This is a genomic window from Reichenbachiella agarivorans (assembly GCF_025502585.1).
GTDB lineage: Bacteria > Bacteroidota > Bacteroidia > Cytophagales > Cyclobacteriaceae > Reichenbachiella > Reichenbachiella agarivorans.
In genome coordinates this window covers 634,496-656,216 of record NZ_CP106679.1, presented here as the reverse complement: position 1 = coordinate 656,216, position 21,721 = coordinate 634,496, and the positions used below count along the sequence as shown (strand labels likewise).

Below are 21,721 nucleotides of genomic sequence, written 5' to 3'. Positions count from 1 at the left end.
TAAGTGTCATTCTATTTAGAGAAATGTGAATATAACTAAAGTGTTTTAATGAATAAGAATTGGAAGAACCGCATGTTATCACCATTAATTACATGTGATCTTGATTAGAATATTTAATAGCTTCATTTTCGCTAACTTGGTTTCTGAAAAGTTACCCCGCTATGAACCTCAATCTTTGCCTCAAAATCCTAGATGCTAAGCAAATCCGTCAAGCTGATTTGCGTACGATCCAGTCTGAGCCGATTGCTTCTATTGATTTGATGGAGCGTGCGTCGGAGGCTTTTGTCACTTTGTTTGTGGCAAAATACAGAGTCGATCGACCTGTCAAGGTCTTTTGTGGGACAGGCAACAATGGCGGAGATGGATTGGCAATCGCCAGAATGCTACTTGCATACAATTATCAGGTTGAGGTCTACATCATCGGTGATCCAGATCAGGGATCACCAGATTTTGCGATCAACTATCGTTTCGTCCAAACTCAATTGACACCTAGGAGCCTTACAGATTCAGCTTCTTTTCCCGTATTGGAGTCGAAGGATCTGGTCATAGATGCCATTTTTGGTTCGGGACTTTCTCGGCCAATTATCGGTTTTTATGGGGAACTAATAGAATACATCAATCAATCTGATGCAAAGGAGGTTGTTGCGGTAGATATTGCATCGGGTTTGGGTTGCAGTCAGACTTTCATTGGAGGGAGTGTGATGCAGGTCACTCGTACGATTACTTTTCAGTCTCCTAAACTGTCCCAATTGTTACCTAGCCATGCTACTTTCACAGGGGAATTAAAGATAGTAGATATTGGTTTGGATTGGCAATTTATCGCTGGGCTACCTTCAGATTCCTATTTTTTGACCAGATGTTTCATTCAGTCCATATTACGTACGCGAGGTAAGTATATACACAAGGGAGAGGCGGGTCGATGTTTGATTGTAGCAGGTAGTCACGGGATGATGGGGGCGGCAGTGTTGTCTGCTAAAGCTTGTATGCGATCAGGGACAGGCTTACTGACCATGTGTGTTCCACGTTGTGGTGTTGATATTGTACAAGTCAGTGTGCCAGAGGTTTTGGTGATAACCAGCGATGGAGACGAAAGGATGGAGGGTTATGTAGCGATTGATTCCTTTGACGCTATTGGTATAGGGCCTGGTATTGGGACGGATGCAAGTACAGCAGAGACTTTGCTGTCTGTACTCCAATCGAGTAATCAACCAATGGTACTGGATGCAGATGCCCTCAATATCCTGAGTCAAAACCCTAGCTGGCTGGAATTCATCCCTAAGGATAGCGTACTCACGCCACATCCAGGAGAGTTCAAAAGACTGGTAGGTCAATGGCAGGATGATTACCATAGATTGGACTTACAAAAAGCATTAGCCAAGCAATACAGCATCTATGTATTGGTGAAAGGGGCTCATACGACAATTGCCTGTCCTGATGGTACAGTATTCTTCAATAGCACAGGCAATCCAGGCATGGCGACTGCAGGTAGTGGTGATGTATTGACAGGAATGATTACTTCCTTTTTGGGTCAGGGCTACTCCAGTTTGGAGGCAGTTTTGATAGCATGCTATGTGCATGGATTGGCAGGTGATATCTATGCTCGTACCCATGCGGAGCAATCGTTGATTGCATCCGATATTATTGACAATATTTCTTTTTCCCTCCGTTCTATACCTGAAAACAGGTAGTAATTACTTGCTTTTTAGCATGTTGTGACCAATTAGCTCAGTAGTACTTCGTGTTTTTAACAATTAATTATTATATTCATTCAAACCAAAGCGAGTTTTTTCTCGTTGTTGATTTAGCAGTGTTTTTAGGGTGTAAACGATATGGAGTTAAAAGCAGTCATAATAGGTCTTATCCTACATGCGACTGTCTTTGTTACACAAGGACAGGTTGCTGATCACGCAGTAGTCTTGGCTTCTGCATCCGAATCGTCTATGTACGTAGCTGCAGATGCCATTGAAGTTACCAATCAAATCGATGTTTACCCCAATCCCTCTACAGATTTTATTATTGTAAAAATTGACAATTCTACTTTAAAGAAGGTTGTCTTTCAACTTCACAGCATGATAGGAAATACCGTAGATGTGAAGGCCGAGGAAGTGGGAAAGAACCGCTACAAAATAGATTTGAGAACCTTTTCGTCTGGATACTACTTTCTCATCATAGAGGATGAACAATCCCAATTCAAAGAAGCCTACAAATTCTTGAAAAAGTAAGAAGAGTTTAAAGTTTGTCAAGCACAAAGTTTGAAAGTTATTAGTCTTCCCGCTGTGGCTGGAGTTTTAATATAGATAAGAAAAAGTCCATCGTCCATGATCTATGGACGATGGACTTTTTTCTATTGTACCATTCCGTAGTAGTTGCGGAACAGAGTTTCGTATTTCTGCGCGAGCTCGTTGTTGTCAGATGCTCTGAATGTCCTTGCCAACTCGCTGAGTGAGATCAGATTCTTTTGTAGTTCGAATCGATCATTCATGCCGTGTTCAAACATGTAAGCTAGCATTTCGTCTGAGCGAGTCCCGATTTTTTCTGCCATTTCGATTGCCATCGCCTCTTCGTCTAGGACGAGCAGGTAGTTGACCTGCTGTACACTGAAGTGATCGTATCTGATGGCCGTATCTGGCATGACTTCCAGACATTTCATCAAGGCACTTTTAGCTCTTTCTTTGTCTCCTTCGAGGAGTAAAGCGTCGATCAAAGTATTGAATGTCGCTCTGTGATTGAGGATGAAATTTCTATAATCTTCAGAATAATATACTTCTGGGTTGTTCAATTCTCTCCAGTGGAAATTATTCATCATGTTGTCATACATCTTGTCTGTATCTACGAGCATTTCGTTACCAGCGGGATTTTCTACTGGTAATAGACGGAAGGCGTTCCCTTCTTGCATCATGTATTTCTTCAAATTGAAATTCACACTAGATGCTGAGGTATTGTTGAAATAGATCGGACGCTCCCAGTTGTTGTTGACGATCAAGTCAAGGATTGCCAAATCTTTTTTCTCCAATCCTCCACCTTTCATACTCCAAGTCATCTTGTCCACGAGCAAATCTTTGTATTGCTCTGGTACGATTCCGTTGGCCAATACTTTGGCAGTATCCACATCCAAGAAGAAATTCTTGGCTGGTACGGAGTTGTACTTGCTGATCGAAGTAGGTACCTGTAGCGCAGGATGCTCATCCGAAATCAGGTTCAAGAATTGCGCGGCGTTCATCATTCCACCTTTGATATTTTGTCTCTCCACTAGAGGTAAATAATCATTGAGTCCACCTTGTGCATAGTTGTCCAAGGTTAAACCAAATGGCAAGGGCTTGGATTCGTAAGCATCTCTCATCATTTGTGCGATGTACCAGTCAGTGTTGAAGTAGCTGAGTACGATGACTCTGACGTCTGTACGGAAACCTTCGACCTCCTGCACATACCAGAGAGGGAAAGTATCATTGTCTCCACCTGTGAATATCACTGCGTTTTCCTCGCATGAGGCCAAGAAGTTCTTAGCTGAGTCTACTGAGAAATATCTGTCTGACCTGTCGTGATCATCCCAGCCTTCAGCAGCCATGATTGCTGGAGCAGAAAAGCAAAGCAGAATAGATAGAATTGCTGCAACATTGCCAGCCTTGATTACCTTAGATAGACCACTAAAGATCGGAATCACTGCCAGTCCAATCCAGAATGCAAAGGCATAATAGGAACCCGCATAGATGTAGTCTCTCTCTCTAGGCTCGGTCGGAGGGGAGTTCAAATAGAGCACAATGGCTGCCCCTGTAAGGAAGAAGAGCAATGCCACGAAAGCAAAGTTCCTTGGGTCTTTGTAATACTGGAAGATCAATCCAATCACTCCTAGCAATAGGGGAATCATAAAGAACTTGTTTCTTCCTTTGTTTTCTTCTAGTGTTTGAGGAACCTTTTCGAGGGCATCTGCAATACCTAACCAATTGGCACCTTGAATATCTGATGCACGGCCTGCAAAATTCCACAAGAAGTACCTGAAATACATCGTGCCGAGTTGGTGCCTAAACATAAAGTAAATATTGTCACTGAAACTCGGTTTTTCTCCCTGTTTCAGTCCCATTACCTCTCGGTATTTCTGTACGTGACCTGGCTGAGAACTGTAGGTTCTTGGCAGGATGGTCGTCTGAGCTGGATCATAGACATAGTCTAGTTTGTAATCCGTGATTTCGTATTTGTCTTTACCTTTTTTATACACAGCGTCACCTTTTTCTTGTCCGATCAGCTCTGCTGTGAAGTATTGACCATGCAGCAATGGTCTGCTGCCGTATTGTTCACGCTTCAAGTAAGAAACGTAACTCAAGATGTCCTCAGGGTTGTTTTCATCGATCGGTGGGTTGTAGTTGGATCGAATCAATACCAGTGAATAAGATGAATAACCTATCAAAATGAAAGCAAACGACACTAAAATGGTATTGAGTGTCGACTTGTTTTGCTTGATAGAGTAGATGATTCCATATAGAAGGCCTCCCAAGAACACAAGAGCAAAGAAAACCACACCAGATCCAAATGGTAAGCCAAGGTTGTTGACAAAGAAAATCTCCAAAACGCTGGCCATACTTGGTAATCCTGGAATCACGCCACTCATGATGATCATGACAATGGCTCCACTTGCTGCCAATGTACCAATGATGCCTTTGGTACTTACTTTTTCTCTCTTTTTGAAATAATAGATCAAACCCAAAGCCGGCAAAGTGACCAAGTTGAGCAAGTGGACTCCAATAGATAGACCCACCATGTAGGCAATCATGATGATCCATCTGTTTTCGTCAGAAGGATCTTTGATGTTTTCCCATTTGAGGATGGCCCAAACAACAAATGCCGTGAAGAACGAAGACATCGCATATACCTCTGCCTCAACCGCTGAGAACCAAAAAGAATCTGAAAAAGTATAAGCAAGGGCTCCAATCACACCACTACCAATGATCAAGAGATAGTTGGTAAGCGTGGCTTCTGATGGGACTAGTTTTTTCGCGATGTGCGTGATTGACCAAAACAAGAATAGGATGGTAAATCCACTGCTCAATACACTGACCATATTGATCCAGTAGGCTACTTTTTCGACATCTCCACCTGCAAAGAAGGAGAATAATCTGCCGAGCAAAAGGAAGAGAGGTGCCCCTGGAGGGTGAGGTACTTCGAGTTTGTAAGATACAGCGATGAACTCACCGCAATCCCAGAAACTGGCAGTAGGTTCTACTGTAAGCGCATAAACAGTCGTGGCTATTATGAAAATCAACCAGCCGGTTATGTTGTTAAGTCTGTTGTAATCAATCATGAATTTATAAAATTAGACTGGCGAAAATAGTAATTATTGATCAAAGACTGCCCGTCTTTGATCTTATCTTCTGTTGTCGCTAAGACGCGGTACTAATTTTATCTTGACTCATCCTTCCAGTAGATAGATCAGAATAATATAAATTCGTCCCCGACAACATTTAATCACGCCATTTTGTGGCTCGAACATATTAAATATGAGAAAGTTATTCGCCCTTGGTTTATCCCTGATCGCCTTATTGTCTTACCAGATTGCCTCAGCACAAAGCACTGAGGATTCGATCCAATTCGAGGGTGAATCCGTCGAATTGTACAAATACCGAGCATCCAAAACACGGTATTTTGATTTGCTTCATACACAATTGGATGTGTCGTTTGATTGGGCAAAGGAGCAATTGATCGGTAGGGCGCAGCTGAGATTGAAGCCTTACTTCTATGCACAAGCAGAATTGGCGCTGGATGCAAAGGGCATGGAGATTAAATCTGTAGGATTGCTGGGGTCATCAGGAAAACTCAAAGTCCTAAAGTATGAATATGATGGTCGTGAAATGAATATTGTCTTGGACAAGGTCTACGAGAGAAAGGATACGCTAGATATAGTAATTGAATACATTGCCAAACCCAATGAGTTGGAAGCCGGAGGTAGTGAAGCGATCACAGGAGACAAAGGCTTGTATTTCATCAACGCGAATGGGGGTGACCCAAAGAAACCTCAACAGATCTGGACACAGGGCGAAACAGAAGCAAGTTCGGTATGGTTTCCTACGATCGATGCGCCCAACGAGCGTTGCACACAGGAAATTTCGATCACAGTGGAAGACAAGTTTAACACCCTTTCCAATGGTCTATTGGTCAATCAAAAAAATAATACGGACGGCACGAGAACAGATACATGGAAATTGGACATCCCACATGCACCGTATCTGTTCATGATGTCAGTAGGAGAATATGCAGTGATCAATGATACATGGAGAGATATTCCAGTCAATTATCACGTAGAGAAGCGGTTTGAAAAGGATGGAAAGAAAATATTTGGAAATACACCAGAGATGATGGAGTTCTTTTCTGAAAAGCTAGGCGTAGATTTCCCTTGGCCCAAATATGATCAAGTAGTCGTGAGGGATTTTGTTTCAGGAGCGATGGAAAACACAACTGCATCTGTATTTATGGAGAGGTTGCAAGTCACTGAGAAGGAATTGTTGGATTTTAATTGGGACGACATCATCGCCCATGAGTTGTTTCACCAGTGGTTTGGTGACTATGTGACCTGCGAGTCTTGGGCGAACCTCACACTCAACGAGGGTTTTGCCAGCTACTCCGAATACCTGTGGAATGAATACAAATATGGTATAGACGAGGCTGATTTCAATCTGCTCAATGACAGAGACCAGTATTTTGAAGAGGCCGCAGAAGAAGCCAAAGACCTGATTCGGTTTTATTATGAAGACAAAGAAGACATGTTTGACAGTCACTCCTACAATAAGGGAGCCGCAGTATTGCACATGTTGAGAAACTACCTGGGTGACGATGCGTTTTTTGTGGGATTGAATCATTACCTAACATCAAATGCTTTGAAGTCAGTTGAGTTGGCTGATTTGAGAATGGCGTTTGAAGAGGTTTCAGGTGAGGATTTGAATTGGTTTTTTGATCAGTGGTTCTTCTTTGCGGGGCATCCTGAGATCATCGTGAGTCAGACGTTCGAATCTGACACCTTGAGTGTGATCATCCAGCAAGTACAAAGCAGTGAAGCCCCTGTGTACAGACTGCCTCTTTTCATGGAGATATGGTCAGATGGCAGTAGCGAAAACTACCCGATTGTACTGGAGGATTCGGTAGAGATCTATCAGTTTCCTATGACTAAGAAACCAGATTTGGTTGTTTTTGATAGCGAGCGCCAGCTGTTGGCAGAGGTGATGCATGCCAAATCAGCAGAGGAATATGCTTTCCAAATCCTACACTCCAAGAGTTTTGAAAGTCGTCTGGAAGCGATGGAAGCACTGCCAGATATCAAAGACAAGAAAATAATTCAAACAATATTGACACAAGGTCTACAAGATTCACATTATATCATTCAGCAGTTTGCACTAGACTACATGATGGAAAATGGGATCAAACCAAAAAAATACCAAGAGCTGATAGACAAGGCCTATGTACATGAGTCGTCTAACGTCCGCAGCTATGTTGTAGCTTATCTTGCCAAAACGGATTTTGAGGAAAATATACTGCGAATCAAAAAATCACTGGACGATCCTTCATTCTTGGTACAAAGCACGGCACTGACCTATTGGTTTAGAAACCAACAACCTTTGACTCCCGAAAAATTGCAATCTTTTTCTCAAGAGACGAATGTCAATATGGTGTTGGCTATGTCTGAATATTATTTGACACAGGGTGACGAGGCATCTTACCAGTGGTTTGTGGACAAAGCCCCAGACTTAAATGAGGAGGGACTGTATTTCCTCTTGCAGAGCTATGCGGAGAAGCTCGTCAATGCACCAGATGACAAGCGCAAAGCTGCAGTCGATTTTTATGCAAATTACGCTCAGAATCATCCGAGCTATTTTGTTCGTCTTTCTGCCTTTCAGGGACTTGTTTTGCTCACTGATGTAGCAGGAGTGGATCAGTTGCTTCAAGAAATAAAAGAGAAGGAGAAGGACGAAAGGCTGCTAGAATTGTACGAGCAGTTTTAAATGAATGCGCTACGCTTTGCTGGTGCGAGCTTTTAGCTCATACCTTTGCTGCTGTGGTGAAGAGATATAATCCAGATTCAGCTTTTTTTGTCATATGACAAAAAATCATTGATTTTTAACAAACATTTTTGTTCCAATGGAATCGCTAATCAATTATTTGTTACAGTTTGGTCAACTCAATCAACAGCAGGCTGACTTAATTTCAAGGAAAACAACCTTCTTGGAGTTGAAGAAGGATGAGTATTTCTCCGAAGCTGGAAAAACTCCTAAGCGAATTGCATTTATACTCGAAGGCATTTTGCGCGTCTGTTATTACAACAGCAAGGGAGATGAGATCACAAAATATTTTATTGAGGAGCATAATTTTGCTGTTGACATCAATAGCTACAATCAAAAAATTCCTTCATCCGAATATGTCCAAGCCGTATCAACTTGTAAGCTTCTAATATTTACGACAGAAGCTTGGGAGGAGCTTTCATCTACCATTATTCCTTGGGATGGTATCATTGCTAAAATCACAGAGAGAGCCCTTATCGAAAAGGTCAATAAATTAAGTCCAATGCTATCCGAAGATGCTACTAGCAAGTATCTTGCTTTCCTTGAAAAATTCCCCGCCCTTGCTAATAAAGTACCATTGTCTTACTTGGCTTCCTATTTAGGTATTACCCAGTCTTCCTTGAGTCGAATCAGAAGAAGTATTAGGTAGCGTGCTATTTGCCAAATGACAAGTGATTTTGTTTTTCGCTGTGACAAGTTTGTAGCATACATAAAAACAAAAAAATGAAATCAATAATAATCACAGGAGCGACTAGCGGTATCGGGTATGAATGTGCCATCCAAATGGCCAAAATAGCCCCTCATGAGCAAATAATTCTGACATGCAGAAGCCTAGATGCGGGACATGAGACTGTCAGGAAGATCAAGCAAATAACAGGTCATGAAAATCTAATTTGTATGTCACTTGACTTAGCTTCTTTACAGTCAATCAGAGATTTTAAAACGGCCTTTTCAACTCTTGAATCGAATGAAATTGTTGCTTTAATCAACAATGCAGGTATTCAGAATATCGGAAAGATGCAATACACAAAAGATGGGTTTGAAATTACTTTTGGTGTTAATCATATTGCACCCCTTTACCTAAGCCTATTGCTCTTGCCTTTTATTGAAAAAAACGGAAGTATTGTTTTTACAGCCAGTGGTGTGCACGATCCCAGACAAAAAACACCCATCACCCTACCTATTTTTCAAAATGCCAAATCGCTAGCCTACCCAAAGGAGAATGGTGATACTGACAAAATCAATGGCGAACGGAGGTATTCCACATCCAAACTCTGTAATATTCTCACAGTTTATAAACTACAGGAAATGCTATCAGAGACCAGTATGCGTATCAATGCATTTGACCCAGGGATGGTTCCAGGGACAGGTCTTGCAAGAACTTACCCTTCATTTATGCAATTCCTATGGAAGAACATTTTTCCAATACTTACCTACCTAAAGCCGAATGTAAATACCGCTAAAAACTCAGGGAGGCGTCTGGCCAATCTTGCTTATTCCGAAAAGTATAGAAGCATCAGAGGGAAATACTTTGAAGGTGAAAAGCCAATTAATTCTTCGGATGATTCTTACAACAAATCGTATCAGACAGAGCTTTGGAATTCTTCTTTAGAACTACTCAATATGAGACAAGAAGATATGTCTATTGTACTGCGGTAAATAAGGATACAAATCTCGTTGTTAGACTTTCGCAAAGTCGTGCTACTATCATAAGATTTGTAATCTGATTATTTGAAACAACTGAAAGACTAATAGAATCATAAGAGCGGTTTTAAAAGCTTGAGGTATTTTTGTAGTTCAATAAATTGTACTGTAAGGTTAGTTGGATATAGTAATGATCTGCCATAACCGTACCTGAGACATTGTTTTTCATTGCAATGTTTTAAGTGTTCCGCAGGAACACTTAAAACAACCAGCTTTCATTTGGTATTAAGTGTGATTGGAGATAGTAAATCAAATATAGGGGGCAATTATGGGTACTGGAGATGAGCAAAAAAGGTCAAGTAGAGGTCAGTGAATAATATCCCAAACATATCATTCGATAGTAGCGAAAAGACCACAGATATTGAATTTTTGAGGATATCTGAATTATTCGAGCGCGTAGAAGAAAATCCTAACCATGATCCACTGAAACCTCACCGAATTACCTTCTTTGCCTTGTTGATTGTTACGGAAGGAGAGGGAATGCATCAAGTCGATCTAGAGAACTACTTACTAAAGAAAGGGTCTGTATTGAAAATCGCTAAAGGGCAAGTGCATGCTTTTCAAGAAAATCTAAGCTACGACGGTTACCTTGTCGTTTTTACAGAAGATTTTGTTTTGAAGTTTTTCTCTAAGTCTACCATTGACTTTATTTCGCACCTCTACAACTATCATATTTCAGATCCAATGGTGGAGGGTAGTAATTTCAATGAATCATTTTTGGCACTGATCGCACAGGAACTGAATTATGAAAATACCTATGCCCAAAGGAATATAATAGCCAAAATGCTGGAGCTGTATCTGTTGAAATTGGAGAGGGTGTCGCACTTAGCTATTTCTACGAAACGTAACACAGAGCAGTACCCACTGTTCTTTCAATTCAAGAACTTGGTAGAAGAGAGGTACATGGACACGAGAAATGTGAAGGACTATGCGGAATACATGTCCGTCTCTGCCAAGCAATTGAATGCGGTCGTCCAAAATTTTACCTTGAATACTGCCAAACATTTCATAGACGAGTATGTGGTTTTGGAAATAAAAAGAGCAATCCTCAGTACCAACAATAGTTTGAAGGAGATCGCTTACGAGTTGGGGTTTGATCAATATAATCCTACTTCTTAATGATGTAAATGTAGTGATCAGAACTAGCGAACAGATCATTACGAAGATATAATTTCATGTAAACATAATTTTGGCTTAAACGCCATGAAGCAGAGTCCAGATAAATTTGTGAGACAACATTTTATCTGAACTCTGTTTTTAGATATGGGCTACCCTAGTGATCAACACCTATTAGAATTATTAGAAAAGGATAGCAAAAAAGCGTTCGAGGCAATCTATCGCAGGTATTGGGAGCGGCTGTATGCTTATGCTTTCAAAATGTCTGCCGACAGAGACCTCTCTCAGAATATCGTCCAAGATATATTTGTCAGTCTTTGGAAGAAAATCGATAATATCGAAATAGAGACACTCGACACCTATTTGTTTCAAGCTGTTAAATACCAAGTGTTTAAAAGCTACAGGGATCAAAAGCTGTCCAAAGAAGTTTTGGAATCTAGGTTCGAAGATTTCGTTTTTGAGAATCCAGCAACCGTCACTGATCCAGATCTGTCCCAATCTGTATTTGATTCCATCAACAAGCTGCCTGAGAAGCGCAAAGAGATCTTTCTGATGAATAAACTCCATGATCTGAGCATAGACCAAATCGCCACGGAACTGGAAATCTCCCAGCAGACTGTGAAGAACCAGCTCAGTTCTGCCCTGAAGCAATTGCGCTTCGATCTCAACGATCTCTGATTCAATCAAAGCATTTTTCTCTATTGTTTGGTAATGATTCGTTGATCTTTTGATAATATCGGCGAATAGTACGAAGTAGCCATCTAGGGTACTCTCCTTCGAATAAGTGATTTAATATGAAGAAGAGGTCTCACATATTAGCTAGCCTAATAGACAAGTATTTTAGCAAGAAGAGTTCGGTTGATGAGAAAAAGCTACTAGATAATTTTGCGTCTTCTTATGACCAAGATTACAGTTGGGACAGCGAAACGATGGGGGACAAAGAAGAGCTGTCTGAGCGCATCTTCCAAAACATCACCCGTGAGATCGAGCAGGATCAGAAGGTGAAACCACTTTACCACTGGCAATATGCCGTGTCGATTGCAGCGAGCCTTGCCTTGCTGCTGACTTTTACTTTTTTATTCCTAGGTAATAGCGATCGCACAGTGCTGGTAGAGACTGGGTCGCAGATGGATTCGGTGTTCATGGCGGATGGTTCTATGATCTACCTAGGAGCAAACTCAGCTTTTGCATATGACAAAGGTTTCAATGACAGATCCAGACCGATTACTCTACTGAGAGGTTCTGCTTTCTTTGAGGTCGCCAAAAATCCTGACAAGCCTTTCGTTATTACCTCTGGAGATATCAAGACGACAGTTTTGGGTACTTCATTCAACATACAGATGGACGAGCAGCATTGTTTGGTGACTGTCCGATCGGGCAAAGTCAACGTAGCTTCTCGCTCTGAGAGTGTCGACCTACTCCCCAACGAAGAAGCTTATTTTTCAAACCAAACAGCCATCCTCCGCAAAAGAACTGCCACTGAGACTTGGTTGACCCAGTGGTACAAAAAGGACTTGGAACTCAAAGACGTGAGATTGGATCAGGTACTGCGGGTGTTGGATTACAAATTCGGAGTGAAATCTACTAAGATAGATCAGCAAATATTGGATACCAGAGTGACGGTATTTATCCAAGACAAAGCCACGCTAACCAGCGTGATTGAGCAATTGAATTACATCACTAGCAATCTAAAAATAGAAATATATGGCGGAAGAATAACAATCAAATAGACAAGAAAAAACCGCAGTTGGTGCAACAACTACGGTATCAAATCAAAGCATTGTAAAAACAAATACTTAAGATAATGTATTCAAATATAATTTTTTATAAATCAAAAGCAACAGCATGCTTGTTATTCATGCTGATTGTAATACAAATGGTCTGGCCATCTGCTGCACAGGCGGAATCATCTGGCGTGAGCCTAGAAATCAAGAACGCAACACTGGTTACGATTTTTTCTCAATTGAGTAATCAGACTGACTACAAGTTTAGCTACGGAGAAAATGTAATATCAGATCAGAATAAATACTCTGTGGTCCAAAAAAACAAGCAGCTCAATGAGATCTTAGATCAGTTATCAAAGGACGCTAATTTTAGTTTTACCATTGCAGACAAGTTGGTTTTGGTCAGAAAGAATCAAAATAGCACCAAGCAGCTAGGTGTACTGGAGGTCGTGACGGGTAGTGTCATGGACGAAAACAATGAGCCCCTACCAGGTGCCAATGTCATAGAAAAGGGGACGACCAATGGAGTGGTGACCAATGCCAAGGGAGAGTTTAGCATCAACCTATCAGGTGTGAGTCAAACCTTGCTCATCACATTTATAGGGTATGATCCAGAAGAAGTGACAGCCACTAACAACATGAAGGTACAGCTGTTCCCAAGTTTGGAAAGTCTACAAGAAGTCGTAGTGATTGGATATGGTACCACTACCAAAGCCGACGCTACAGGTTCGCTTGACCAAATTGACAGTGATCATTTCAGAGAGGGAATTAACACGTCTCCAGAACTCTTATTGCAAGGAAAAGCTCCAGGGGTACGAGTGATCAACTCTAGTGGTGAGCCAGGCGCGGGAGTAGATGTCATGATCAGAGGTGCAGGTTCTATTCGCAGTGGTAGTTCTCCGCTATTTGTAGTCGATGGTGTACCATTGAGCAACAGCAACGTAAGCCCCGAAGGTGCAGATAGTGGCATTGGTAGCTCAAGAGCAAGAAACCCGCTCAACTTTTTGAATCCATCAGACATCGAATCCATCTCTGTATTGAAAGATGCATCCGCTGCTGCAATCTATGGTGCCAGAGGATCCAATGGAGTGGTGATTATCACCACCAAGCGTGGCAAAAAGGATGAAGCCAACTTGACCTATGACACCTATGTTGGTTTTTCTAAAGTGGCCAAAAAGTTGGATTTATTGGACGCCAAGGAGTATGCGGCCAACAATCCTGATAAAGTGTTTGATCCAAACGTTGACACAGATTGGCAAGACGAAGTATTCAGAACGGCCATGACGACTAGCAACAATTTGTCTTTTTCTAAAGGAACTGAGACAGGGAATTACTTTGCTTCTATCAGTCACATGGATCAAGAGGGTGTGGTCAAGGAGAGTGATTTCGAAAGACTCTCTGGTCGTATCAACGTGACGGAATCTTTCCTAGACAATCAGCGCCTCAAAGTGAAGGTGAACCTGACTGCATCGCAAACCACCGACAATGCCATACCATCTAGTGCCAATGCGGGTGCTACTGGTGAGTTGATCACGCACATGCTCAAGGCCAACCCGACCAGACCAGTGTATGATGCCAATGGTGATTTTTATGATTTTGATACAGAGGGGAGTTACAACCCACTTTACATCCTAGATTTTCATGAGGATCAAACTAAGACACTAAGAGTTTTAGGGAATATAGAGGCGAAATTCAGGATTTTTGAAGGCCTAGAATACCAATTCAACTACGGTGTAGATCGTGCAGTCTCAGAGAGAAACACGACTTTCTATCCGAATACCACGGAGATCGAATCTACGGGTGCTTATTACCAGCAGAACTATGAAAACCTCAACCATGTATTGGAGCATTATCTCACATACACTTATTTGGGAGACAATTCTAAGCTGGATGTTTTGGGAGGATTCTCTTATCAGAAATTCAACAGGTCAGGCACTTCTTTTGGTCTGAGAGAGCTAGACGACAACAGTGTGGATCCCGCCAATAACCCAAGTGTAGGTGGCAATCAAGAAGCCATCGAGACCAAGGGTTTTGCAGAGGTGAATGAGTTACAATCCTACTTCGGTAGAATCAATTATGCTTACAGAGGCAAGTACTTGGTGACGGCTTCTATGAGGGCGGATGGTTCTACTCGTTTTGGGGAGAATAACAAGTATGGCTATTTCCCATCATTTGCTTTGGGATGGAATATCTCTGAAGAAGGATTTCTAGCAGGATCAGATGTCTTGAACAATCTGAAACTGAGATCGAGCTGGGGACAAACAGGTAACCAAGAGGTACCCAACAAAGTGACCCAAGAAACTTACTCTACTACTTCGGGCAATGGTTATTACCTAAATGGTGAAAGTGCTGGTTTAGTGAATGGCGTGACTTATACGCGTACAGCCAATCCAGATTTGAAGTGGGAGGTAGTTGCTCAGTTTGACCTAGGGTTTGATTTCGAATTGTTCAACGGCTTGATCTATGGTAGTTTGGATTATTACAACAAGACCACCACAGACGCCATTCTGCTTTTGCCTGCTATCCAGCCTAGTTTCTCTAGCGTCTGGACGAACATGGACGGTGAGATCGTCAATACAGGTGTGGAGTTCATGTTGGGTAGTAGAATCATAGAAACTGACAACTTCACTTGGGCGGCAGATTTCAACGGAGCTACCCTGCACAATGAAGTGAAAAATCTCCCTGTGACCGAGATTCTTTCTGGCAATGTATCTGGATCAGGTGTATCAGGCGAGACGGTGAATATCTACAAAAACGGTTATGCTGCGGGCTCTTTCAACTTGTTTGAGCACCAAGGCTTTGATGAAAATGGGGTTTCTATTTACTCGGATGAGAAGAAAATCATTGAAAGTGCTTTGCCAACTTTTACTTATGGTTTCAATACCCAATTTCGTTACAAGAACATCGACCTGTCTTTGTCTATCGTAGGTCAATCGGGAGCTTATTTGTTCAACAATACCAAATTGGCTACCGATCACATGTCCAACTTCCTGTCAAGTAAGAACGTGACCAAAGACGAGTTGAACTCAGGACAGTCTGTCAATGATGCCTTGAGAGTCTCTGATTATTACTTGGAGAGCTCGGATTATTTGAGGTTAAACAATCTAAGAATTGGTTACACAGTCAATACTGGTAACGTGAAGTGGTTGAAGCAACTCACCATATATGCGACGGGTCAAAACCTATTGACCATCACCGATTACTCAGGATACGATCCATCAGTCAATACCACCAAAAACGTAGGAGGCAACTCTTCTTTGGGTATGGACTATGCCAGCTATCCTAGTTCAAGAAGTTATTTATTAGGTGCAACTATTAAATTCTAAAAAAATGAAGGTTAAAGAAATATATAGAATAAGTGTCCTTTGGGCATTGACATTCCTCATGGTCGTGACGAGTTGTACCGATTTGGAGGAGCAAGTGATAGATGAAATCGTCCCCGACGATATCGAGACAGTGCCTGGAATCGAGGCATCTCTGCTGTCGGCGACTTATGCGAAAGAAAAAGACATGTTTGCCAACTATGGCGGCACTTGGGCTTTGCAAGAATTCACGACAGACGAGGCTCTCCTGCCAGTCCGTGGTGAAGACTGGAGAGACGGTGGCAAGTGGAAAGAGCTGCACGAATTCAAATTTAGCGCTACTAGCGTAGTGCCAGAGGGTAATTGGAGGACGATCAATGGTGCCATAGCACAAGCGGCCAGTGCGATTGATGTCATCAAAGACAGCAAGGTGGAAAATGCAAGTTTATATCTCGCAGAAGCCAGAGCCCTGTGGGCATGGTACACTTTCAACTTGGTCGATTTGTTTGGGCAAGTGCCTTACAGAGATCCATTGAATTTGAATTTTGCGGACGCACCACAGATCTTGACCAGCACGGAGGCGATCAAGATTTGCATCGAGACGATCGAGGAGGTTCTTCCAGATTTGGCAGATTATGGCACGAGAGGGGCAGATTCTGGTAGATTCACCAAAGAAGCAGCGTATGCATTTTTGGCAAAAATCTACTTGAACAAGGCTGTCTATGAAGACAGGTACAATGCCACGTCTAGCTTCGATTTTGTAGGGAGTGGTAACATGGACAAGGTGATCCAATACACTGATCTATTGATCAACTCAGGAACTTTCTCTTTGGAGGCTGATTATTTCGAAATTTTTGATGTGAGCAACAACAATAACTCGGAGCATATCTTGGCCTATATCCAAAGCAACACTGGAGGAAACACAGGTCGAAACGATTTCACCTATTTGTCCATGGGACGAAACCAAAAGGCCAATCCTAACGACAACAGAGGGTCGAATGCATCTTGTACAACACCTGATTATTATGCGACTTGGGATGCCAACAGGAATGATCCAAGATTTCACAAGCACACCACCAACAATGGTGGAGAGGTCTATAGAAATGACGGTACGGATGGGAGTTTGCCTTTTGGAGGGATCTTCCATTTCAACCGCGGATTTCAGGCAGGTCAGCAATATGCGCCTAAGATCACAGATGGTGCTTTCGAAATGGATCCATTGGATAATTCTAGAGTATTGGTTCAGGCCTTGTACACAGAGAAGACGCCAGATTTGTTGATGGATTTCACGCCTGAGTTGAACTTTGACGTGGACGGAGACGCAGCTTTCTCTCAGGATCAAATCAACCGTGGTGTGAGGGTATTCAAACAAGAATACGATGCAGAAAACGGACGCGGTACCAGTGGTGTGAATATCCCACTCTTCAGATTGGGAGGTATCTACACCATGCGTGCCGAGGCTAAGTTCAGAAAAGGTGATGTGACTGGCGCAATGGCCGACATCAATCTACTGAGAACCTCACGTTGGAGCATAGACATAGATGGCAATCAATTCTTTGGGACTGAAATAGCAACCATGGACGAAGAGACGCTATACAACGAGATCAGCTATGAGCTGTACTGGGAGGGAGAGAGAAGACAGCAGATGATCCGCTTTGGGACTTTTGAAGATGCCTACACTGCCAAGCCAGTTTCTAAGCCCTACCAAAGAATATTTGCGATCCCACAATCAGAGCTAGATGTAAACAAAGATTTTGTTCAGAACAAAGATTATTGATAATATTCTGTTTCATTGTAGTGAAGCGCTATCCTTGGGTAGCGCTTCTTTTTTGTATCTTCAGCTGTATAGTTGCCAGATGGAAAAAGAGACTTATAGTCTCGCAAGGATTGTGGATTATAGGTTACCAAGGAATTTCACCCGTTTCTGGATTGGTTTCTTCGCTAAAGAACTTGCCTGTTGGCCCGTCTTGATCAATAAATGCATACTTTACAATTCGATTTCCCGCCACCTCTACTTCTCTTCCATGATGAAACGTGAAATCAGTACTTGTATAACCTGGACAAACCGCATTTACTTTAAAGGTCGTTTCTCGCAATTCGTAAGCCAAATGGATAGTGTACATATTCAATGCTGCTTTTGAGGCACCATATACCGCATATTTTGCATATTCATATGCTGCCCAGTTCGGGTCACTTTGCAACGAAAGAGAACCTACACTGGTACTGACGTTTACAATCCGTGGTTGTGGCGATTTACGTAATAAGTCCATAAAAGCCCGAGTGACTCTTGCTACACCAAATACATTGGTATCAAATGTTGTCATCAATTGATCTGAGCTTGATTCCAGTGCTGTATATGGGCTGCCTCCGTTGATCCCTGCATTGTTAATGAGCACATCCAAAGCTTCTGTTTTCTTGCTGATTGTTTCACGAGCAGTTTTTACAGAGTTTTCATCTGTCACATCTAATTCTACGACTTCTACATGGGTCAAACCTTCGGATCGTAATTGTTCAACTGCTTCTAAACCCTTTTTTAAGTTTCGACTTCCGAGATAAACATAAAATCCTTTTTGTAATAATTGTTTAGCTGTCTCAAAACCTATGCCTTTATTGGCTCCTGTGATTAATGCTTTTTTCATTTTTTTCAGTTATTAAAATTAATAAAGCAAAGGTTTAATGTTTAAAAATGAAACGGTTTACCAAATGGTAAAAAGCGATTAACGGATGTTGTTTCTGATCCTGCTCAATGATTGTTGAGTAACTCCTAGATAAGAAGCAATGTAAACCAACGGAATCCGATTAATAAGTGAGGGATAGTTTTCCATAAATTCCAGATAACGAGAAGTGGCGTCTTGTGAGATCACCGGTCCTTTTCTGGATTTTTGATACATGCATAATTGTACCATCTTATTTTTAATTGGATCCCACTCCACTATGATTTTGGATAGTTCTTCCCAATGCTGTTTAGAAAACACAAGGAGCGTACAATTTGTACAGGCCTGTAAGTATTCCGAAGAAGAAGTGCCTGCTTCAAAATTGAGATAATCAACAACCAAACTATTTTCGCTGATAAAACAACGGGTAATTTCTTCTCCTTTGTTATTGTAGTAGCAACCGCGGAGGACACCTTCGACCACAAATCCAACCTGTTTGGGCGTTCGTCCCGCTTCTGAAAAGTATTCGTGCTTTTGCAAATTCAGTGCTGTCGACTTACTTAATATCAGGTCAATTTGCTGTTGATTGAGATTTCCAAATTGCAGTATGTAGGCTATCAATTCTTTCATAGTAGCAAGTTGGCGAAAACTAAATATTAGTGATTTATCATTTGGTAAAAAGTGTTGCTATCATGGGAACCCCGCTCGGACGCAATTGCATTGCGCCAGAAATCTTCTTTGGTATTTATAACGCCTCCTCAAAACGTAGAATAAAAAAGCACTAGTCCTAGCATTCACTTCGTCTTATTATCATTGGTAGGCAGAAAGCAGCATTTTGCAAATGCGTTTTTCATCAAAGGTACTGGCGTGATGAGTTAGACTTAGATCTGTTGCATTACGATTATTACATGGTGAGTAAGGCATGGAGCATGTTGGGACAACTTCATTCAGGACTAAAATCCTTCTTATCCTTCCAAAATTAGATTTTATCTATACGAGTTTGTAATTTCTTTACACGGAATTGCACTTTTTCCATATGGAATTGTAATTTATTTATACAGCGAGTCAGTTTCTTTGCTTACTTTCTTCCTCAGTCAAGAGTATCAGTCCAATCTGCAGAGACGAATGTTGGTAATCAATACCCTAAGACTGTTTGTCACATAGCTATTCGTTCCGCCTGGCACAGTGCAGCTTTCATTTTGACCAAATCAGTTTCCAATCGCCCAAAGGCATTATTCTGTGATTCGGGTGACATTTCCATCTTTCATGTCAATCATAAAATGATCCGCCGGTGCACCATGAGCAAACAGATCAATGATGTGGAAGGTCTGGTAGATTTGTCGCTGGAGTGGGTCAGTAGCATCCGTAGGCATTACGCTGAGCAGGAACTCATATTGTTTGAGACGCTTAGCCCCGATGTCTGCAAAGCCCAATTCATCCGCACTATGCAGCCTGTAAAAATCCAATATCAGATCATACCCCGTCCACGCCTCAAAATCTTGAATCGTCATCCCTATGCCAGCCGCCACTTGGATAGACAGCTCTATGGATTCGTCAGAGTAGTTTTTGGAGACCAGCGTTTGCGAAAACTCCCTTGGGTCTCCCTGCTGTGACGCAAACAACAAATCACTTCCTCGCAGTGCTAGCAGCTGCTGCTTGAGCTGCACAGGCCAGTCCTCTAGGAAGCGAAATCGAATCAGTTCCTTGAGGTGCCACTGCGTGTAGTCGTGGTAGTTTTTGGCTTTCAAGATTTCCTTGTTCCAGATATTGGGATCGTTTTGACTGGTCAAGTAATCATGCTCCATTCGGTAGAGCTCAAATAGCTCATTGTAGCGAGGGACATCGTGCAGCGGCACAGTTTCGATTTCCAAAGCATCTTCTTGGATCGTCGCGATTTTGTAGGCTGGGATGTATGCCGCCAGAGAAGGCACCTGCACATTGATCAATGAGTTGCCCTGCGATGTTTTCCGTTTTCCCGTATCGTTGATATGCATGTGCCCACCGAAGTGGACTTTCAATCCTGCATCCGCAAATATCATAGCCACATCTTCTTGCGGGACTCTGTGGAGTTGCATTTTGTCCGCGCCAAACAAGTTCCTGATGTCAGCAGTCGCGTCATCATTGAAGTCGATCATGGGGAAGTGACTAAACGGGATCAGTACCTTGTTGTGTTTCTTGGCTTCATCACTGACCTTCTTCACCCACTCGATCAGATGTTGTTTGTGTGTCAATACTTCGTTGTAACCGATACTCGCGTCACCATAGTTGTTGGGATCCAAATAATTGTCATGTGCCGATTCTTTGGGGATGTACACATTGCCATCTATTGACAGGAACCATACGCCCTTGATTGGTTCGGTCACGTAACTCACGTCTGGGACGACAAAACCTTTCTCACCGATTTGGAAGGTTCGTCGGGAGAGTTGAGCCTCTTCCTGTGCCAGATCAAAGTCGTAATCATCATAGTCATAGCTAGCAAAGGGAGTCGACCAGTAGAGGTCTTGTTTTTTGGGATAAAACCCAAAATCTGAAAGGCTATGGATGATCGATTCATAGCCAGACTTTTGGACGCTAGGAGTGATGACAGTAGGCAGTTCTTCTACAGATCTAGCTTCGTATAGTCCTGTTTGACTCATGATCACTTGTTCCCGGCCACCGATCCCGAGGAAATCCGTTTTGCCAGCTGGCATGTCAAAAGGTCTGACGGGATCATGGTTCCCCGTCGCTAGGAGGAAGGTGATCCCATGTTCGCTGGAGTATTGCTGGAGGATGCTTTGCAGCGCAAGGATATTCATAGGCTGTCCATCATCGCTGAAGTCCCCTGGCATCACGACATACTTGATTCCTCTCCCGACCACATCATCCAGTGCCGCCACAAAGGCAAAATAGTTTTCGTTGAATATCCTCGTAGAGTGCAATTGAGACGCCATCGTGCGGATGGTGGCGTGTTGATTGTTTTTGGGATTCAAAATCCCTTGATAATCTGTATTGTCAAACTTTGCATAGACATCATGTAGGTGCACGTCAGCCATGAAGGCAATTTGTATGGACTGTTTGGGTTCAGTGAGATTAGAACAAGAAGTGCTCACCATACCGATCAGGATGGCGCATAAGATTGTTTTCATAAAATATTGATTTCCTATAATTTGCTAGCAGGATTAGGCCGATCAAAATCAAGATGG

The 21,721-nt window shown here is 42.2% G+C and carries 14 protein-coding genes; 10 read left to right on the top strand and 4 right to left on the bottom strand.

The window, feature by feature from the left end:
• The first annotated feature begins 161 nt into the window (after positions 1 to 161).
• Both N6H18_RS02600 and N6H18_RS02595 read left to right on the top strand, forming a co-directional pair.
• A complete protein-coding gene (locus tag N6H18_RS02600) occupies positions 162 to 1,688 on the top strand; it encodes an NAD(P)H-hydrate dehydratase (protein WP_262310280.1) in 1,527 nt (508 codons plus the stop codon).
• Between the two features lie 141 nt (positions 1,689 to 1,829).
• Positions 1,830 to 2,222, top strand: a complete 393-nt coding sequence (locus N6H18_RS02595; protein WP_262310279.1) for a T9SS type A sorting domain-containing protein — start codon at positions 1,830 to 1,832, stop codon at positions 2,220 to 2,222.
• Positions 2,223 to 2,344: 122 nt separating this feature from the next.
• Here the strand turns inward: N6H18_RS02595 and N6H18_RS02590 are convergent, their stop codons facing one another.
• Positions 2,345 to 5,293 carry a glycosyltransferase family 117 protein gene (locus N6H18_RS02590; protein ID WP_262310278.1) on the bottom strand — a complete coding sequence of 983 codons (2,949 nt, stop codon included), beginning with the start codon at positions 5,291 to 5,293 and terminating at the stop codon, positions 2,345 to 2,347.
• Between the two features lie 196 nt (positions 5,294 to 5,489).
• Here N6H18_RS02590 and N6H18_RS02585 point away from each other — a divergent pair, with 196 nt between their 5' ends.
• The 8 genes from N6H18_RS02585 (at position 5,490) to N6H18_RS02550 (ending at position 17,662) form a co-directional block, all read left to right on the top strand.
• On the top strand, positions 5,490 to 7,982 hold the full coding sequence (locus N6H18_RS02585) for a M1 family aminopeptidase (protein ID WP_262310277.1): 2,493 nt from the start codon (positions 5,490 to 5,492) through the stop codon (positions 7,980 to 7,982).
• 136 nt (positions 7,983 to 8,118) lie between these two features.
• A complete protein-coding gene (locus tag N6H18_RS02580) occupies positions 8,119 to 8,688 on the top strand; it encodes a Crp/Fnr family transcriptional regulator (RefSeq protein WP_262310276.1) in 570 nt (189 codons plus the stop codon).
• A gap of 74 nt (positions 8,689 to 8,762) precedes the next feature.
• A complete protein-coding gene (locus N6H18_RS02575) occupies positions 8,763 to 9,698 on the top strand; it encodes an SDR family NAD(P)-dependent oxidoreductase (RefSeq protein ID WP_262310275.1) in 936 nt (311 codons plus the stop codon).
• 354 nt (positions 9,699 to 10,052) lie between these two features.
• The gene (locus N6H18_RS02570; protein WP_262310274.1) at positions 10,053 to 10,862 is read left to right on the top strand and encodes an AraC family transcriptional regulator; all 810 of its coding nucleotides are present in this window, start codon (positions 10,053 to 10,055) and stop codon (positions 10,860 to 10,862) included.
• Positions 10,863 to 11,006: 144 nt separating this feature from the next.
• Positions 11,007 to 11,537: an RNA polymerase sigma factor gene (locus N6H18_RS02565; protein ID WP_262310273.1), complete on the top strand. Its 531-nt coding sequence runs from the start codon at positions 11,007 to 11,009 to the stop codon at positions 11,535 to 11,537.
• Between the two features lie 116 nt (positions 11,538 to 11,653).
• Complete coding sequence (locus tag N6H18_RS02560) at positions 11,654 to 12,589, top strand: FecR family protein (RefSeq protein WP_262310272.1); 936 nt, start codon at positions 11,654 to 11,656, stop codon at positions 12,587 to 12,589.
• A 128-nt stretch (positions 12,590 to 12,717) separates the two neighbouring features.
• Positions 12,718 to 15,909, top strand: coding sequence for a SusC/RagA family TonB-linked outer membrane protein (locus N6H18_RS02555; RefSeq protein ID WP_262310271.1), 3,192 nt, complete (start codon positions 12,718 to 12,720; stop codon positions 15,907 to 15,909).
• A gap of 4 nt (positions 15,910 to 15,913) precedes the next feature.
• Positions 15,914 to 17,662 (top strand): RagB/SusD family nutrient uptake outer membrane protein, encoded by a 1,749-nt coding sequence (locus N6H18_RS02550; protein ID WP_262310270.1) that lies wholly within the window; start codon positions 15,914 to 15,916, stop codon positions 17,660 to 17,662.
• A 124-nt stretch (positions 17,663 to 17,786) separates the two neighbouring features.
• On the opposite strand, the gene N6H18_RS02545 is transcribed toward N6H18_RS02550, so the two are convergent.
• From N6H18_RS02545 to N6H18_RS02535, 3 genes are all read right to left on the bottom strand, one after another.
• A complete protein-coding gene (locus tag N6H18_RS02545; RefSeq protein ID WP_262310269.1) occupies positions 17,787 to 18,524 on the bottom strand; it encodes an SDR family oxidoreductase in 738 nt (245 codons plus the stop codon).
• Between the two features lie 78 nt (positions 18,525 to 18,602).
• Positions 18,603 to 19,169, bottom strand: coding sequence for a Crp/Fnr family transcriptional regulator (locus N6H18_RS02540; RefSeq protein ID WP_262310268.1), 567 nt, complete (start codon positions 19,167 to 19,169; stop codon positions 18,603 to 18,605).
• A 602-nt stretch (positions 19,170 to 19,771) separates the two neighbouring features.
• A complete protein-coding gene (locus N6H18_RS02535; RefSeq protein ID WP_262310267.1) occupies positions 19,772 to 21,664 on the bottom strand; it encodes a metallophosphoesterase family protein in 1,893 nt (630 codons plus the stop codon).
• Positions 21,665 to 21,721 lie beyond the last annotated feature (57 nt).

Excerpts from the sequence above, each read along its gene's own strand:
- N6H18_RS02600 (WP_262310280.1), top strand. The coding sequence starts at position 162 with ATGAACCTCAATCTTTGCCTCAAAATCCTAGATGCTAAGCAAATCCGT.
- N6H18_RS02595 (WP_262310279.1), top strand. The coding sequence starts at position 1,830 with ATGGAGTTAAAAGCAGTCATAATAGGTCTTATCCTACATGCGACTGTC.
- N6H18_RS02590 (WP_262310278.1), bottom strand. The coding sequence starts at position 5,293 with ATGATTGATTACAACAGACTTAACAACATAACCGGCTGGTTGATTTTC.
- N6H18_RS02585 (WP_262310277.1), top strand. The coding sequence starts at position 5,490 with ATGAGAAAGTTATTCGCCCTTGGTTTATCCCTGATCGCCTTATTGTCT.
- N6H18_RS02580 (WP_262310276.1), top strand. The coding sequence starts at position 8,119 with ATGGAATCGCTAATCAATTATTTGTTACAGTTTGGTCAACTCAATCAA.
- N6H18_RS02575 (WP_262310275.1), top strand. The coding sequence starts at position 8,763 with ATGAAATCAATAATAATCACAGGAGCGACTAGCGGTATCGGGTATGAA.
- N6H18_RS02565 (WP_262310273.1), top strand. The coding sequence starts at position 11,007 with ATGGGCTACCCTAGTGATCAACACCTATTAGAATTATTAGAAAAGGAT.
- N6H18_RS02560 (WP_262310272.1), top strand. The coding sequence starts at position 11,654 with ATGAAGAAGAGGTCTCACATATTAGCTAGCCTAATAGACAAGTATTTT.
- N6H18_RS02555 (WP_262310271.1), top strand. The coding sequence starts at position 12,718 with ATGCTGATTGTAATACAAATGGTCTGGCCATCTGCTGCACAGGCGGAA.
- N6H18_RS02550 (WP_262310270.1), top strand. The coding sequence starts at position 15,914 with ATGAAGGTTAAAGAAATATATAGAATAAGTGTCCTTTGGGCATTGACA.
- N6H18_RS02545 (WP_262310269.1), bottom strand. The coding sequence starts at position 18,524 with ATGAAAAAAGCATTAATCACAGGAGCCAATAAAGGCATAGGTTTTGAG.
- N6H18_RS02540 (WP_262310268.1), bottom strand. The coding sequence starts at position 19,169 with ATGAAAGAATTGATAGCCTACATACTGCAATTTGGAAATCTCAATCAA.
- N6H18_RS02535 (WP_262310267.1), bottom strand. The coding sequence starts at position 21,664 with ATGAAAACAATCTTATGCGCCATCCTGATCGGTATGGTGAGCACTTCT.